We start from the raw sequence: 16,399 nt of genomic DNA on the forward strand, positions 1-16,399 counted from the left end.
GATTAATGTGTTTTTATTTCCGCAACATCATCCTACAATTCTGCCCGGAATTAAGAGTGCAAAATTACAATAAAGTTTTATATAAGGCAACCGCTTTATTATGACCTAAGTCAGGAGCATTTCAACGACAATCCCGCAGCCTGTTTTCGATTGTTCGTGCATCGGTTGTCCAGGGAATTTCTTTCTGCAGTGCTTTCTTATATTCGGCTGCGGCGGCATCCTTATTACCAAGCATTTTGTAATAGTCGCCTGCCAGCTCATACACTAAATAAAACTGTGGATTAGAAGCTATCAGAGCAGCAGGGTCAGGCAACTGACTGCCCTTGTTGCGGAGTGCCGACCGCATTTCATCACGCAGATATTTATAATGTACAAATGCGTGGTAGCCACCGTTCGTAACGAAAGAATCAGCCGGTATCATAAGCTCAGGTCGCATATAAGAGCCCTTTCCGGGGATAAGTCGCGATGCAAAAACCTTGTTCAGGTCATAGCAAACATAGGCACCAAGCTGAAAAGGAGAAGTGGAAACCCACACCAATTGCTTTCCGGGCTCAAATATCACCGAATGATGCGCTATTAATTGATTTACGGCCTTTTCATTACCGACTCCGATATCTTTACCATCGATGCCTTTCTGGTCGCGTAAAATCTTTGCGGCAGCCGTAGCATCAATCGGACCGGAAGCTTTAATCAATTGCTGCATGCGAATGTAACGATACAATGAAGGCGATTCGCGCAGATCTTTTTGATTCAGATCGTTCCACGAAAATTCTTTACTTTGAAAATGGTTTGTACAAATAATAAAATCATTTTTCTCAGGCTTCAAAAGAGCCGTCATGTAAGGTGTTTTTTCAATGATGGCGGCCGAATTGTCTTTGGCCGATCCAATTAGAAAAGTTTCAGAAACAAAAGTACGGTATGATTTTGCTATAAGCAGTGCCTCATCAATATCCGACGCGTATTGAAGTATGTGCCGTGCTACAATGGAAACCGGCGAACCAACCTGTTCGGGAATATACGATTTAGCCGCATTGATGGTTATCGTAAGTCCTTTATCATTCATCCCTGAAACGGCGCCACACATGCCCGCCCAGGTAATCATCATAAAACAGTTGCCGCTGTCGGGTTTATAAAATGCAACAATTTTTTGTTTTGCAAATTCATCACCGGCATAGAAATCAAAATTGCGTCCGATAATAAGTGAACTGTCGGGAGTTTTGCTGCCCCAGGCGCCAAACGACGTACAGCCAACCAGATGATACATCTGTGCCATATGCCCGATGTCGTGCGCAGCATGATAATTAACCATCCGCTGATACTTGCTGCCAACATAATCAAATTCATCTGAAGCTGATTGTGATATCCCATTTATTTCTTGCAGATATTCAGTATCAATATAGCTGTCGAGCTTGCGGTTATAAATAGATAATACGTAATTCAGAAATTCCAGATAGGGTTGCGACGGAACCATATTATTTATCTGGTCAAGAAAGGCTTTTTCCTGTTTGTATATCAGCTTCTTCGTGAGCTTTCCAATTGTGACGCCACGCTCATAAGGACCTCCGCATGTAAACACATCATACAGACCATCCATATTTTTGCGCGACCAACTGTTACCACAGGTAAACGTACTGTCTCCCTTGTCTATAACAGGCAATTCCGAAAAATGATTTTCCTTTTCAGCCGGAGGCAGCATGATAACAAACCACAAAAAACAATAATACCCGATTACCGAGAGAAGAGCCACAGGCACGAAAACTGCTATCAGAGCCTTTTTCATCATCAGCTATGCTTTATTAATCTTATCAACAATATAGCTGAGCCCGGTAATCTCTGAGCAGGTGGTAACAGCCCCAATGGTAACTCCCAGCACACCGTGCAGAATTACATTCTGACCGGTAAGCAACAGATTGGGAATTTTTGTTTTGGGTGATATCAATGTTTTCAGAGGATTTGTACTATCTTTCATTATACCATAAAGAGAGCCGTCGATAGTGCCCGTATAATCACGATACGTAAGAGGTGTAGAGCTCGTATAACTTTTAATACAATTTCTGAATCCCGGAATCTTTGATTCAACCAGGTCGAGAAGTATTTCTGTTTTCTCTTTTTTGAATTCGAGATAATCGCTTCCGCGACGTCCAACGCGGGTATGTTCCCATTTCTTCACCTCATCAAATTTCATATAGCTCATAATGATGGCGCCGTCGGTGTACTTCTCTGACCGCGAAACAGCCGGAGTAATAAATAAAAAATTCTCAGGCCAGGTTTCGGGTTTATAATTAGGTGCCGACCAAACATTATCGTTACGATAATGATAGAGATTGTGCGGCAGGTATTCAAATGTATCTTTTTTGAAAACTACGTACACCGAAAAATTTGATGTCGTATTTTCAAGATTACAGATGCGGTCGCGGTAGGCTTTGCGGATATGCCCGAGGTTTATCATATCCAGCGTCCGTGCCGGATGGATATCGGAAATCACGTATTTTGCGGAAAACTGCCTGCCATCAGCTGCATGCACGATGCCGTTTTTGTCTTTTTCAAAATCCAGCTTTACGGCTTCACAATTTTTAATGAGTGTTCCACCGGCTGCCTCAATACTTTCGACAAGAATATCGGTAATCTGCGAGCTTCCGTCTACAATGCGCCATGAACTTTCAATGAACGAATTATTGACAAGGGCATGAACATACAAAGGTGTTTTCTCGGCAAGACCCGCGTATAATGGATTGGTGCCGGCAAGTACGCTGCGCAGCAGCGGATTTTGCGTGATAGAATTAATATACGTGTATGCATTTTCCTCATAAAACTGAGATTCTGCAATATCCATCTGCTTATCAGAAAGATTGTACAACGGGAAATGATCGCACAGCTCTTTCATTTTCAGGCTGTACTTCTCAAGATTGGCGCGCTCTTCCGGAAAATATTCCGAAAGGACATCAATGAAGTTTTTATGACTGAATGCGTAGGGAAATTCCTTACCGGTATCTCCAAAACTGATGATATCAAAAGCATCAGGATTCATGCGGCGTAACTTCAGTTTATCCATCAGGCCGAAATAGCGAAAATACTTATTCAGCACCTGACCCTCTTCCAATCCACCGATGTAGTGAATTCCTGTATCAAATATGCAGCCGTCGCGGACAAAATTCTGCAAACAGCCACCAATCTGATGATGCTTTTCAATAATACACACCTTGTATCCTTCACGGCTGAGAATATAACCGCATTGAAGGCCACCCAGCCCACTACCAATAATAAGTACGTCAAACTCTTCCATCAAAACTATCGTATTTGTCAGGGTTTTCTGATTATATAAAAAATATTCGAATTGAATTTAGTTTTATCCACAATTTGAAGTTCCGCGCCACAATTTGCCACAATGGCCGCAATCATGTCGCGCGACGTAAAAAATACGTTATCGTAGGCAAATTTATTGAATCCAATATGCCGCGAGAAAAATTCTGACAGCGCGGTACCGCGCTGACGCTTCACCAAACCGGTGTCCGCATCGCGGATAATAAGGCATCCGTTATCATTTAATTTTCCAATTATTGCAGAAATAAGCTGTTGTTGTTTTTCTTCCGGAAAATAGTGCAGCACATCAGCCAGCAGATAGATATCATATCCGTCAAGCGGAAAGTCGGTAACATCAGCCTGTTCAAAATGCAGGTTGGGCAAGGCTGAAATGTTATTGCGTGCTACCAGTATTTTTTCTTCGTCATAATCAATACCGGTAATGATGCGCTTTTCAGACAGGAAACCCAGCATATAACTCATGAATCCATAGCCACATCCCATATCCAGAATGTTGGCACTGAGCGGTATCATTTCATGAATGGGCTCATAATTCTTTTCAAAATTGAGCTTCACCCTGGCGTACCACTCCAGAATCGGGCCTTTGTAAATATAATTCCGGATAAGCAGGTCGCGGAAATACGCAGGATGCCGGTACCACAACGTAAGTATTTTTTCAAATTCTTCATGAAACAACTTCTGAACGAATTTGGTCATATTCCTATAATCGCCACCAACCGCCGCATCGCCCTGTTTTATCCTGTCAAGAAATTTTACCGTAATTAAACTTTTACGTCCTAAGTACTCGCCTTTTGCAATATAATCACCGGTTCCGTTCATCACCATAGGCAAGATATCAAGCCCCAATTCCTCGGCAAGAAAAAAAGCACCTTTATGAAAACGCCCTAGTTTCTTGGTTTGTGAGCGTGTACCTTCCGGAAATACCAGTATTGAATAGCCTTCCGAAACACGTTTCCTGGCCATTTCAAGCACTTTTTCATGGCTGAGAGAGGTCGGGATAAAATCGGCCATGCGCACAACAAGCCCTACCAACGGAGATTTCCAAACACTTTCATTGGTAATCATAATCACTTTGGGTGAGAACATCAGTCCAAGCGGAATATCAATCAGCGACTGATGATTGCATACCACCATCGCAGGTTTCGAAAACGTATTTTTATTGAAATTAATAAACTTTTTCTTCGGCAAATACATCAGATACATTGTACTGCGGCAAACATACATGAGTATGGTATGATACACCAGCTTACGGTATTTCCGCTTTGCAGGAATGATAGGAATGAGCGTCCATCCAAGCAATACAGTTATGAAGCAACCTAAAATAAAGTAGGAATAGCAAACCAAGGCATACAGCATGTGATACAGCGTAACCGGCATCGTTCTTTTGCGTTTGCCGGTATAAATCATCCACCTGAAAATAACCGGAGCTACGGTATAAGAAATCAGCACTACGGTGGTCATCCCGATAATTGTAAGCATTGCGATAGAGCGCAGTGCAGGATGTTTCGCGAAGATTAAAACGCCCACACCGATTATGGTTGTAACTGCCGAAAGAAATACAGCCGTTTTGTATGAGGCAAGGAAACGCTTACCGGTTTTGTATTCCGTGAGCAAACCGTCCATAATAAATATGCTGAAATCATCGCCCAGTCCGAAAATAAAAGCAGAAATAATGATGCTCACCACATTAAATTTCAAACCCAGAATGGCCATTAGCCCAAGTATCCACACCCAACTTATAAGCATAGGTATGAATGCAAGAACACCCAGCTCAACACGTCCGTAAAGGGCAAACAGAAACAATAATACCAGTAATGACGAGATATACAATATCGTATTAAAATCGCCGGAAATAATTTCTCCGACTTTCGCGGCTATAAACTGTTTGTCAATAACCACCAGATTATCACTTACGGGAATCGCCGCAAGCACCTCTGCTTTTCTGCGGTCATTTATTTTTATAACCATTGCAACCATCACTTTGCCCGGTTTCTCTGTAATGAAATCGTCGAGAAACAGATGTTGCAGTTTTGATTGCTCCGCCTTATCCATGGGCGTAAAACGGGTTCCCAGAAGTTTGTAAAACTCATTAAACGCTCCCGGCCTGAATTTGTTTGCTTGCGCAGAACGCTCGAACATTCGCATTACATGCTCTTTGCGGTCTGCCGTCCAGAATGCATTCCAGCGCTCCAGTTTTTTTCGCTGCAGCGAATCGGAATAGAGCAAGGAGGCTGCCGAATAGTAGCTCTTCACCAAACCGCGAGCTTTAAGCTGACGAATCGCAGAAGTTATCTTTTCATTATTGGCAAGTGCTTCATCAAGAGTAGTGCCCGTTGAAACAAGATATACCGATTTTATAGAGCTGTCGCTGATACTGACCAGATTCTGTTCAGCACGTTTGAGATCCTGCGAGATGTAGTTAATCTTTGTCATATCGCTTTCAAATTGCACATTGTTGGCAAAATAAAAGAAAACGATGGTCAGCAAACCGATTACAACAAGCAGCAGTTTATTGTTCTCGAAACCGTACTCCGAAATCTTATCAATAAAATTCATTTCAGACAGGGAAAAGCTGTCTTCGCCGCCCGGGTTTCGTTTTACCATAAATGGCAGCACTATCAGCACAAACAATACAGCGCCTACCAGGCATAAGGCCGAGAACAATCCAAAATCGCTTAATGCTTCCGAGCGGACAAACATCAGTCCCAGAAAAGCACCGATGGTTGTAGTACTTCCGATGGTCATCGGACCTGCCAAATCTTTAATAACTTCACGAACAGAGCCCAGATGGCGGTAATGCACAAAAAAGTGCAGGGAATAATTAATTGCGATACCCAATATTACAGAACCGGCGCCAATGGCTATTGTTGAGACCTCACCCCGAATAAGGTAAATAGCGGCCATGGCAAAAAGTGCACCCGACAAAACAGGCAGCAAAATCAGGAACAGCACTCTTTTACTTCTGAAAAAATACCCCAGAAAAACTACCAGCAATAGCAATGCAATGGCCATGGTAATAATAGAATCTCGCTTCATTTGAGTGGCATTGCCCACCGCTACTGCGGCTGCACCATAATATTCGGCATGTACCTTACCTCCTGATTTCGCAGTCAGCGTAGTTATTTCTTTGTCAATACCTTTTATAAGTTCACCGTTATGGCCCGTTTCATTCGGTGCATTCGCGGTATTTATAAATATCAGCAGATGCTTTTTTGTTTTGCTGAAGATGTGGTCATTATAAATCATGTAGCTATCGTCCACCTTGAGCGACGCCAGTTTCCGCAGAGCAAGACCTGTAAAACCAAGTGGGTCGCGGGTAATGAATTTTTTCATCACAAATCCCGCAGGCGACACAAGCATTCTGAAATTCCGCGACAGCGCCGAATCCAGCTGCAGTGAGTCTGTTTTACGGGCTATTGTTTCGTAATCGGCTTCATCAAGAAATAATGGAAGCTTGGAATAGAAGGCATTGTATACATCCTGCATCTGATCGCCCGAAATTTTGCAGGTAATATCTTTGATAAGCTCAGGCTGATAGTCGCTTTTAAGAGTTGCGGCAAGTTCATCGGCATAAGCAATCAATGTTTCGGGGGCTGCAGGTGAAGTTGAATCGGCAAGCGATACGGTTACCATCAGTTTCTCCGCAGTTTTTATCTGCTCCATTACATCGCTCACCTTTTTAAGCTTCTCGTCGCGTGGCAGAAAACGTGAAATATTTTCTTCCAGCCTCAGCTTTGATGACAGCAAAACGGCCATCCCAGTGAAAAGGACCACAATAAACAGCAGCAACGAGCGTCGCTTACTGAAAAAATCATATAAAAAAAGGAAAAAACCAGACATCAGTACAACAGATTGTTCAATAATTCATTACAGCATTCAACATTTTAGGATGGCAAATATACCAAATAAAACATATGCATTACAGCATGAAAACTACCGGTCTATAACTTTAACAACATTTCCTTTTCGGAATATCTTCAGTAAGATAATTGTCACAATTCCCGAAAGAATTCCCATGGCGACTGCCAGCATTACACTTCCGATAAGGTACTGCAAAACATTGAGTTGTATGGTTTTCAAGCTGATACCGGTACTGAATTCAAGCATTACCCTGTTTTTAATCCAGACTAAGCCACCCATTTTATAACTTCCGTAAACTATAAATGGTATCATCGGCGGAATGCTCACGTTGCTCACTACCAGCGTTATCACTTTGTTGAGTTTGAGCGCCATGGCAAGAACAAGAGCCACCGCCATTTGCCAACCCCAAAGCGGTACAATTCCCATAAACATCCCGAGCATTACCGAAAACGTAATTTTAGCATTGGAATCCTGACTGGCAAGCACTTCATTCACGAAAAAATCGCGGATTTTTTTGCGATTCAGCACCTTAACAAAGTAAAACGGCTTGATAAGCAGCAGTGAAATAATGACCAGTGCCGTATTCAGCAGGCTCACGCGTGTAAAATCGCGAAACGGCCGAAAATGTGAAACCCTTGTTTCTTTAGGTGCATAGAAAATACTCACGGGCACACTCACCACTTTCACGCCTTTCCATGCGGCACGGACAATTACTTCAATTTCAAATTCATATTTACGGGTAAAAAAGTGAATTGTTTTTAAGCGCTCAAGCGGGTAAAACCTGTAACCCGATTGTGTATCGGGAATACGTATTCCTGTTTCAAAGCGGAACCAAAAATTTGAAAATCGATTGCCAAAACTGCTTTTGCGCGGAACGCCTGCCTGATCCATATTGCGTGCTCCGATAATAATAGCCTCGGGCATTTCCTTATGTCCGGCAAGAAATGCAGGAATATCGTCGGGCGAATGCTGACCGTCGGAATCAATGGTGATGGCATAGTGGAATCCCAGAGAAACGGCTTTTTCAAATCCTTTACGCAGACCGTAGCCTTTGCCTTTGTTTGCAGACCATGCAATAACATGAATTCCGGCAATATCATTAAGAAGAGCCGCGGTTCCGTCGGTAGAACCATCATTTACAACCAGAATATTGTCAGTATAATTCTTCACACCTTCAATTACTGCAGCAAGCGAAGCGGCATTATTGAATGTAGGAATAATTACAACACAGCAAAGACGTTCCATTTCTGCTTTACAGAACAGTTTATCTTGCAATTGCAACAGATAGGAATCCTTTTCGTTGTCAGTCTTTGTATCCAATTTTCCGTGCTTTCGATAATATCACATTTCGTTCTTTCGTCGTCGGAATTTCCTTTAACAGCGCCATTTTATAGTAATCCAATGCCTTTTCCTGCTTTTTAATTTTCAGGCAAAAATCGCCCAGCACAAGGTATGTATGAAAATATTCAGGATTTAGTTCAATGAGCTCATCCATAATTTTATCGTCTGCTCCTGCTGTTCCCGTTTTTAAAACAGTGCAAATTTCCTTAAACCGTTCAAAGTTTGCAAATCCACCGTTCACACAAAATTCGTCGGGAGGAAGCGCCCATTCGTGTTCATCTATATCGCTGTTTTCGGTCATTCCGGGAAAGTGCGCAAAAACGCTGTTCAGGTCGTAACATACAAATTCACCTAAATTATATGGCCACGACGATACCCACACCAACCGCTGTTCGGGTTTAAAAATGACGGAATGATGCGCGAGCAACTGATTCACGGCCTTTTCGTTTCCCTGCCCGATATCGGCGCCGCCCAGGCCAAAACGATCGCGCAGAATAGCAGCAGCAGACAAAGGAGATATCGGCTTATGCTCTTCGAAAAGTTCTTCCATTCTTTTAAAACGGTAGAGCGATGCGCTTTCAAGCAGGTTTTCATTATTCAGTTTATCGTCGGCAAACGCTTCGCTTTGAAAATGATTGGTACAGATGATATGATTGTTACCCGTATCATACATCACCGTTTTACTGGGTGATTTCTCAATTGCCACAGCTTTGTGGTCCTGAGCAGAAGCCACCAGAATAGACTCCGATACGAAAATAAGGTGCGCCTTGGCAATTTCGAATGCCTCATTAATATTCTTTGCGTATTGCAGTATCTTTTTAACGAGAATGGTTATCGGCATAGCCGACTTATTAGGCATTTCCGATTTTGCACCATTCACCGTAACGGCCAGTCCGTGTTCATTCATCCCGGAAACGGTACCCGTCAAACCGCCCCAGTTGACAGACATATATCGATATCCGAGGTCAGGTTTGCAGAAGCTCACTATTTTCTCACTGCAAAATTCATCACCCATGTAGAAATCAAAATTTCTTCCCAGTACAACACGACCATCGTCGGAGCTATCGCCCCAGGCAGCAAATGATGTGCAACCAACAAACTTAAGGCTTTCAAGGGTATGACCGATATCGTGAGCCGCGTGGTAATTTAATATCCGTATGTAGGCGGGACCGATTTTCGAGAATTCGTCTGATGCAGAGCGTGAAATGCCATAGATTTCAAGATTATACTCTTCGCCCACATTTCTGTTCAGCTTGCGGTTCATAAAAACAACAAACAGCTTCAGGAAGAAAAGGTAAAAAGCAGAAGGCACGAAATTTTTAACCTCTTCAACAAATATCTGCTCCTGTTTTGCGATAAGCTCAGCGGTAAGCTTACCCGTGATAAGTCCACGGCGGTAAGCTTCTCCTTCAATGTAAAGCTCCCACAGTCCCACCCTGTTTTTTCTCAGTCGTCCGCTTTCGCAGATGTAAAGACCATCAGGAGTTTCACGCCGGGGCATGTATTCAAGGACTCCGCCATCCGCTTTGGGTGGCTTCACTAGAATCGCCCTTACAAAGAGTAAAAACAGCAGACCGATGAGAACAAGCAGTATTAATATAATGTAAAGCAGCATAGGAAAAATAATTCCGGCAAAATTAACTAAAACAGCCGAGAATATGGCGGAAAGGTGAAGGTAATAACGAAGAACCTTTAACTGCTTGCTATTGCAACAGAATCAGGAGGTAAACCCTCGCGGTCAATCTTCTCATATTCATCCCTGAAAAAAGTCGCAATCTTTTTGGTTCGCTCGGCATAACCGAACCCGAATTGTTCGTCGTCATGTTTGATTGGCTCACAAATTTTCATCACCATGCGTCCCCGCCTCAGGTAATACCACTTTTTGCCATGTATGCCGGGACTTCCATGCAGGACAACGGGAAGAATATCCGCATTGAGTTTTTCGGCCATATAAAAAGCGCCTTTGTGAAATCGGCCGATACCCTGAGCTGTGCGTGGTCCTTCGGGGAAAACGAGTACCGAGTCTCCCCTTTTCATGGCCGTTGTAACCTGTGCTAATCCATGTTCTATTCCATCAGAAACGGCGACCAATTCTACATATTTCCGCAGCAACAGCCGAAAAGAGGTATTATTCAGCCAGTCGGTAGTAATCAGTACGACGCGGGAATTCAGCATCAGCATCAAGGGCGAATCGAGTAAGGTCTGATGGTTGGCAATAATGAATACAGGGCGCTCAAACACCAAATTTTCATTGCCCCGAATCTCTAGTTTTACATTTAAGTTGGAACGCACCATAAATTTCGCAAAGAGCTGCAAAAATTTTTTATTGATGCGCTTGCGTTTCTCACGGGAGCAAGGCATAGGAATAAAAATCTTCAACGTAAAAAACTGGCTGACAATGCAGAAAAGCATGAAGGAAATGAATCCCAAAATCAGGCTCAAAATATACTGAAAAGCGCTGTTCTTATTAGCATTAACATTCATGAAAACGCAGGTAAAAATTTTCGCTGGTGAAATTACAAAAAAGTATTATCTTTGCACTCGCTAAAGGCCCCGTGGCTCAACTGAATAGAGCATCTGACTACGGATCAGAAGGTTACAGGTTTGAATCCTGTCGGGGTCACAAGAAAAAAGGGTTTCAGTAATTATTAACTGAAACCCTTTTTATTTACTCCTTACACAGAAATCTATTTGTCTGCCTTTTTCTTCTTCTTTTTCTTGTCCTTCTTTTTTCCGGAAGGTTTGTTGGGGTTTTTATTTTCTTCAAACGGTTTCCACAATTTGAAAAACATTACCCAATGATTATTCACAAATGTCAATCCATTGAAATTCATACCGTCTTTCGGACTTTTCTTCACAAATTTTCTTTCGAAAAAAGAAATATCGTCTTTCAATTTAGGCGCAATTTTTAACATCCCACCGGTAAACTCTTTCGCATTGCCTGTATTCTCTTTTAGCTCTTTTGCTGTTGCAGAAAGGATAACAAAATTCTGCTGAACTGAATCTTTCGGTTTAATAAAATCACCTTTCTTGTTGATTTTTTTAAATGTTTTTGTTGCATATTTAAATGCAATTTCAGCATCTTCCGCTTTAATAAAGATGGCTTTCGCGTCCTCAATAGTTGGCTTAAGACTATTTGTAAGCGCGGCATAGTCGGCTCCTTTCGCCATAAATCTTGCCATCAGCTGTTTAGCACCATCAAGGGTTCCTGACTGCTTCAGTGAAGCAGAATCCTTTGCAGCAGCCGCAATCGAATCAGTATTTACGATAGCTTTTTTTTCAGTGCTGTGACACGATGTTAACGCAATGACCGACAACAATGCAATGGCCGGTACAAGTAAATAAATTCTGAGTACATTCATAATAACAGAGATTAGGTAGGTGTTTATTTATTTCATATTCAAACGGAATGCTAAATTAACGACTAAATTTGATTTCAATTATCTTTGAGGAATAATATATTTAACGAATTTGAACAAATTTAAAATTCCCCTCGTAAGTTTCGGTGTTTTTTTGATTATTGGATTAGTTGTCTGGGCATTCAGAAATGTGATGTATTTCTACCTGTTCACAGGAATAGGCTTTCTGGACTTCGGCACCCGGGCGTTGGTTTTGTATTTTCCGAAATTCCGCCAGCTAATAAGATGGTGCCTGCAATTTACCATTGGTTCATTCCTCTTAGTTTGGCTGGGATTGGTCATTGGGGTGAACTTTCAGTTTCCGCAAATATTTTTTGACGCCTATGCCGGAGTTGTTACCGGAGCTCTTATTCAATTAGTGGTTGCAAGGCTTATTCTGCCCTTCTTCCTAGGTAATGGTTTTTGCTCCCGCGCCTGCTGGACCGGCTTCTTTTTTGAGATGACCAACACCAAAAAAATTGATAAGCGAAAAATTAAACCCCGATCGAAGCTGCTTGCATGGAGTTATCTCACAACACTCATTGTACTATCAGTGTTTGTAGCATTTTTCTGGGATCCGGGCAATAACGTCGAGGTCAGAAAATGGGCGATTATTGTCGAAAATTTGTTCATCACAACACTGGGATTTATACTGACCTTTTTCATCGGAAGCCGTGCATACTGCAGGATGCTGTGCCCTTTTCTTACCATATCAGGTATTATTTCGCCGCTGTCGCTTTTTAAAATCACTCCTGTGAGTGGAAATCAATGCACACACTGCAAATTATGCAACGTGAGCTGTCCCATGCTTATCGATGTAAACGCTTATGTATCGAATACTAAAAGAATCAACGACCGAACATGTATTGTGTGCGAACGCTGCATCAGCGCATGCAAACACTCGGTATTGAGGCTGACCACGAAAGACCAACTATCAAAATAAAAAAGCCATCCGATAATTGTATATCAGATGGCTCTTTGCGTTTTTCAACAATTAACAGCACTCATTTGTACTGGCAATTACGCTAATCTTTGGCGGTGATGCCAGTGTTTGCTTTACTTTGCAGAGGTTTGCCACATTGATAACCGAGTCAATATATTTCTCCGGAAAACCCTCGGGCAATTTAATATTGATACGGATGTCCGTAACCAGGCCTTTTTCATCAAACTCGTGGATCTGTGAAATCTTCATTCCTTCAACAGAAATACCGCGGTTATCACAAAAACCTTTGACATAGATTCCGGCGCATGTAGCAATGGATGCCAGAAAAAGTTCAAAAGGTGTTGGTGCACTACCTTCACCACCTCCGGCAACAGGCTGGTCGGTTGTGATAATGTGTTTCCCAACGCGGGCATTTATTTTTTTGTTGCCGTCAAATATTACATCAATTGTCATTACAAACTATTTTTATCGTTAATACTTTTCTATTTCTGAGTCTTGCAGGTTTTGATTCCGAAAGGCAAATATAAGGGACAAAAACCAAATATTGATGTCAGCAGAAATACTCCACCGAGTATCAACAGCACAATACCGAGTGTTCCTGTTATTACTTCGAGGTAGAACAGTACCGCAATAGTGAGGGCTATCAGCGTTCTGATTACCCTGTCAATCATTCCCATATTCTTTTTCATTTTGTTTGGTTTTAGAAGGTTTAATTTTGAACATATCTCCAAGCAGGTAGCCTAAACCGGCGCCCCATAACATTGTTATCCATGGATTAGAGGTAATGGGGCAGGCACCGCTTGAGCAGCCCACGAGCAGGTAATAAAGAAATCCGCCTCCTGCCCCGACAACAATACCAAGCAGCGCAGGCCAGTGCGACCTGGCCCTGACACGCATCTTTTCTTTGCAAGAAACCGGATTTGTGCATGTATTTTCCATCTTAATTATTATTAGGCAGCAACACTTCATTGATTGCCTTTACAAATGCCTCTTTGGGCATAGCACCCATGGTCATTTGCGGCTGTCCGTCTTTCGGCACAAACAATATCGAAGGAATGCTTTGAATACCGAACACGGCAGCAAGCGTTTGTTCCTGCTCAGTATTTATTTTATAGATGTCAACTTTCCCATCAAAATCTTTCGACAATTCATCGAGTACAGGCGCCACCATGCGGCAGGGCGCGCACCAGTCGGCATAGAAGTCAATGATACAAGGTTTATCGCCTTCAAATTTCCATTCCTTATTTACTTCGTAATTGAATACCTTTTCTTTGAAACTTTGTTCAGTCAAGTGTTCCATGATGATGTTCTATTTTTAGGTTATATTAATTGATTGCGATCCGAAAAGTCACCTTCGTTATTGCTTTTCTAAAGATTGCTTCGTCGTGCCTCCTCACAATGACGCAAGTAACATTCCCGGAGCAGGCACATAACTCCATTGTTTCAATTCTGAGATATCAGGCCGTTAACAGCACTTACCAATACCTGCCGTTGCTGCACACCCACAAATTTCTTCACAACCACACCGTCTTTAAAAATATAGAGCGACGGAATGCTCTGAATACCATATTTTGCAGCAATCTGCCTGTTGTCGTCAACATTCACTTTTGTTATCAGCGCTCTGTCGCCAACCTCAACAGCCACGTCATTAAGTATCGGACCTTGCATTCTGCAAGGCGCACACCACTCGGCCCAAAAATCAACCAACACAATACCGTTGCTGATGACTTTCTCAAAACTCTGACCGCTGAGATTAATAACTGTTTTTGACGTTTCCATATCTTTTTCGATTTTCGGCATGGTCATGAGGATTTCAATAGCTGTGCCAATACACATTACTATCTGTTCTATAAACCCTTATGCCATTTTTCAGCCGGCACGTGCAAAAAAATAAAGTTAATCTTTTGCTAACTTGATGTTAACTATATTAACTTTGTGCTAACTTAAAAAAGTCGTGAGTCGTGAGTCAAGAGTCGTGAGTCGTGAGTAATTATCAAATTCTCAAATTGCCTAATTTTCAAATTAAAGAAATGAGCACCTTCGAAACAGCCATATTAAAAAACGCGCCGTGCGGCATAATACGCACTGACGAACGATTGAATATTCTCTATTGGAATGATGAAATGGAGCATCTTTCAGGACTCGACAGCAGGGCCGTTTCCGAAAAGAAAATGTCGGCAATACGTTTCTTTGAGCCCAATCATGAAACTTTGCTGAACATGCGTGAATGCCTGAAGGGCAAGAAGACCAATATTGCCCGTACTGCATTTATCGAACATATTTCAGGGACACGCACACTGGTGTTTATCAATGCCCGCTATATCCAGCACAAAAACGATACACAATTGATGATAACGGTGGTGGATATATCGAGAGAAATATCCTGCAGCAGTATTTCGGCAACCCCACTTATCATTAAAGAAAAAGAAGCATTGCAGCGAATTATAGGTCGCAATCCAAAAATCATCGAGCTATACCGCATGATAGAACTGGCAGCAGATTCATTAGCCAACGTCAACATTTCAGGTGAAAGCGGAACAGGTAAAGAACTCGTTGCTGACGCCATCCACATACTTTCATCGAGAAATCACAAGCCTTTTGTTAAAGTCAATTGTTCCGCACTCACAGAGACGTTGCTTGAAAGCGAACTCTTTGGTCATGTGAAAGGCTCATTTACCGGAGCATACAAAGATAAGCCCGGAAAATTTGAAACAGCCGGCGGCGGCACTGTTTTCATTGATGAGATTGGCGAGATCAGCCCTATGATTCAGGTGAAGTTACTTAGGGTAATTCAGGAAAAAACCATCGAACGGGTTGGTGATAACAAGCCCATAAAAGTTGATATGCGCATCATTACAGCCACAAACCGTAATCTGCGCGAACTAGTGCAGAAAGGACTTTTCAGAGAAGATTTATTTTATCGCCTGAACGTTTTCCCCATTCAAACATCGCCTCTGAGAGAACGCAAAAATGATATTCCACTGCTCGTCCAGCATTTCATCAAGCGTTTCAACGAACAGACAGGCAAAAACATTAAAGGCCTTACCGAAGATGCATATCGCATTTTAATGGACTACTGCTGGCCGGGCAATGTACGAGAACTTGAAAACAGCATTGAACATGCATTCGTACTTTGCAATAGCAATCTGATTGATGTTTTCGACCTGCCACAGGATATCCGGTTGGTGCCTCTCAGGCAAGGACTTTGTAAAAACGTCGATTTACCGGGTGCTGAAGGCTATTTCTTACCGAAAAACGTTGACGCAGAAATGGTTTTCAGAAGCATCACCAAGGAGGATTTAAAAAAAGTATTACTTTCAAATAATTACAACCGTAAGGAAACAGCGATAATGTTTGGTATCAGCAGGGTTGCCCTGTGGAAGAAAATGAAAAAATTCGGATTGCCGGACTGAGCAATGAACAATGAAAAATGAAAAATGAAAATTAATAATGAAAAAAATGCAATGTTGAGGGAATGCACCGGAGGGGTTTAAGGTCAGTAGAAGGAATGAATGAATAGAGATTGGCGGCTCAC

14 protein-coding genes and 1 tRNA gene are annotated in these 16,399 nt (G+C 42.2%); 3 read left to right on the forward strand and 12 right to left on the reverse strand.

Annotation, left to right across the window (positions count from 1 at the left end):
• Window positions 1–121: 121 nt before the first annotated feature.
• From WCM76_09510 to WCM76_09535, 6 genes are all read right to left on the reverse strand, one after another.
• Window positions 122–1,783 carry a C45 family peptidase gene (locus tag WCM76_09510; protein ID MEI6765866.1) on the reverse strand — a complete coding sequence of 554 codons (1,662 nt, stop codon included), beginning with the start codon at window positions 1,781–1,783 and terminating at the stop codon, window positions 122–124.
• A 3-nt stretch (window positions 1,784–1,786) separates the two neighbouring features.
• The gene (locus WCM76_09515) at window positions 1,787–3,283 is read right to left on the reverse strand and encodes an NAD(P)/FAD-dependent oxidoreductase (GenBank protein ID MEI6765867.1); all 1,497 of its coding nucleotides are present in this window, start codon (window positions 3,281–3,283) and stop codon (window positions 1,787–1,789) included.
• A 17-nt stretch (window positions 3,284–3,300) separates the two neighbouring features.
• On the reverse strand, window positions 3,301–7,161 hold the full coding sequence (locus WCM76_09520; GenBank protein ID MEI6765868.1) for a 1-acyl-sn-glycerol-3-phosphate acyltransferase: 3,861 nt from the start codon (window positions 7,159–7,161) through the stop codon (window positions 3,301–3,303).
• Between the two features lie 93 nt (window positions 7,162–7,254).
• Window positions 7,255–8,502, reverse strand: a complete 1,248-nt coding sequence (locus tag WCM76_09525; protein ID MEI6765869.1) for a DUF2062 domain-containing protein — start codon at window positions 8,500–8,502, stop codon at window positions 7,255–7,257.
• The gene (locus WCM76_09530) at window positions 8,486–10,138 is read right to left on the reverse strand and encodes a C45 family peptidase (GenBank protein ID MEI6765870.1); all 1,653 of its coding nucleotides are present in this window, start codon (window positions 10,136–10,138) and stop codon (window positions 8,486–8,488) included. Before WCM76_09530 ends, WCM76_09525 begins: the two co-directional genes overlap by 17 nt.
• Before the next feature lie 77 nt (window positions 10,139–10,215).
• Window positions 10,216–11,007, reverse strand: coding sequence for a lysophospholipid acyltransferase family protein (locus WCM76_09535; protein MEI6765871.1), 792 nt, complete (start codon window positions 11,005–11,007; stop codon window positions 10,216–10,218).
• Window positions 11,008–11,072: 65 nt separating this feature from the next.
• Between WCM76_09535 and WCM76_09540 the strand changes: the two genes are divergently transcribed.
• Window positions 11,073–11,146: transfer RNA gene (locus tag WCM76_09540), tRNA-Arg, on the forward strand.
• Window positions 11,147–11,210: 64 nt separating this feature from the next.
• Here the strand turns inward: WCM76_09540 and WCM76_09545 are convergent.
• Window positions 11,211–11,885: a hypothetical protein gene (locus tag WCM76_09545; GenBank protein MEI6765872.1), complete on the reverse strand. Its 675-nt coding sequence runs from the start codon at window positions 11,883–11,885 to the stop codon at window positions 11,211–11,213.
• A gap of 109 nt (window positions 11,886–11,994) precedes the next feature.
• Between WCM76_09545 and WCM76_09550 the strand changes: the two genes are divergently transcribed.
• Complete coding sequence (locus WCM76_09550) at window positions 11,995–12,864, forward strand: 4Fe-4S binding protein (protein ID MEI6765873.1); 870 nt, start codon at window positions 11,995–11,997, stop codon at window positions 12,862–12,864.
• A gap of 51 nt (window positions 12,865–12,915) precedes the next feature.
• Here the strand turns inward: WCM76_09550 and WCM76_09555 are convergent, their stop codons facing one another.
• The 5 genes from WCM76_09555 to trxA (WCM76_09575) form a co-directional block, all read right to left on the reverse strand.
• Window positions 12,916–13,317, reverse strand: a complete 402-nt coding sequence (locus WCM76_09555) for an OsmC family protein (protein MEI6765874.1) — start codon at window positions 13,315–13,317, stop codon at window positions 12,916–12,918.
• A gap of 29 nt (window positions 13,318–13,346) precedes the next feature.
• On the reverse strand, window positions 13,347–13,553 hold the full coding sequence (locus WCM76_09560) for a DUF2892 domain-containing protein (protein MEI6765875.1): 207 nt from the start codon (window positions 13,551–13,553) through the stop codon (window positions 13,347–13,349).
• Window positions 13,528–13,803, reverse strand: a complete 276-nt coding sequence (locus WCM76_09565; GenBank protein MEI6765876.1) for a DUF6132 family protein — start codon at window positions 13,801–13,803, stop codon at window positions 13,528–13,530. Before WCM76_09565 ends, WCM76_09560 begins: the two co-directional genes overlap by 26 nt.
• A 1-nt stretch (window position 13,804) precedes the next feature.
• Entirely contained in the window at window positions 13,805–14,167 is a 363-nt protein-coding gene (gene trxA / locus WCM76_09570) for a thioredoxin (GenBank protein ID MEI6765877.1), read from the reverse strand.
• Window positions 14,168–14,307: 140 nt separating this feature from the next.
• Window positions 14,308–14,664: a thioredoxin gene (gene trxA / locus WCM76_09575; GenBank protein ID MEI6765878.1), complete on the reverse strand. Its 357-nt coding sequence runs from the start codon at window positions 14,662–14,664 to the stop codon at window positions 14,308–14,310.
• 230 nt (window positions 14,665–14,894) lie between these two features.
• Here trxA (WCM76_09575) and WCM76_09580 point away from each other — a divergent pair, with 230 nt between their 5' ends.
• Window positions 14,895–16,277: a sigma 54-interacting transcriptional regulator gene (locus WCM76_09580; protein ID MEI6765879.1), complete on the forward strand. Its 1,383-nt coding sequence runs from the start codon at window positions 14,895–14,897 to the stop codon at window positions 16,275–16,277.
• Window positions 16,278–16,399 lie beyond the last annotated feature (122 nt).

The sequence above is a fragment of the Bacteroidota bacterium genome, from assembly GCA_037133915.1.
Lineage (GTDB): Bacteria > Bacteroidota > Bacteroidia > Bacteroidales > CAIWKO01 > JBAXND01.

What these genes read in the sequence shown, in the direction of transcription:
- WCM76_09510 (MEI6765866.1), bottom strand. Translation starts at nt 1,783, where the DNA reads ATGATGAAAAAGGCTCTGATAGCAGTTTTCGTGCCTGTGGCTCTTCTC.
- WCM76_09515 (MEI6765867.1), bottom strand. Translation starts at nt 3,283, where the DNA reads ATGGAAGAGTTTGACGTACTTATTATTGGTAGTGGGCTGGGTGGCCTT.
- WCM76_09520 (MEI6765868.1), bottom strand. Translation starts at nt 7,161, where the DNA reads ATGTCTGGTTTTTTCCTTTTTTTATATGATTTTTTCAGTAAGCGACGC.
- WCM76_09530 (MEI6765870.1), bottom strand. Translation starts at nt 10,138, where the DNA reads ATGCTGCTTTACATTATATTAATACTGCTTGTTCTCATCGGTCTGCTG.
- WCM76_09535 (MEI6765871.1), bottom strand. Translation starts at nt 11,007, where the DNA reads ATGAATGTTAATGCTAATAAGAACAGCGCTTTTCAGTATATTTTGAGC.
- WCM76_09545 (MEI6765872.1), bottom strand. Translation starts at nt 11,885, where the DNA reads ATGAATGTACTCAGAATTTATTTACTTGTACCGGCCATTGCATTGTTG.
- WCM76_09555 (MEI6765874.1), bottom strand. Translation starts at nt 13,317, where the DNA reads ATGACAATTGATGTAATATTTGACGGCAACAAAAAAATAAATGCCCGC.
- WCM76_09560 (MEI6765875.1), bottom strand. Translation starts at nt 13,553, where the DNA reads ATGAAAAAGAATATGGGAATGATTGACAGGGTAATCAGAACGCTGATA.
- WCM76_09565 (MEI6765876.1), bottom strand. Translation starts at nt 13,803, where the DNA reads ATGGAAAATACATGCACAAATCCGGTTTCTTGCAAAGAAAAGATGCGT.
- trxA (MEI6765878.1), bottom strand. Translation starts at nt 14,664, where the DNA reads ATGCCGAAAATCGAAAAAGATATGGAAACGTCAAAAACAGTTATTAAT.
- WCM76_09580 (MEI6765879.1), top strand. Translation starts at nt 14,895, where the DNA reads ATGAGCACCTTCGAAACAGCCATATTAAAAAACGCGCCGTGCGGCATA.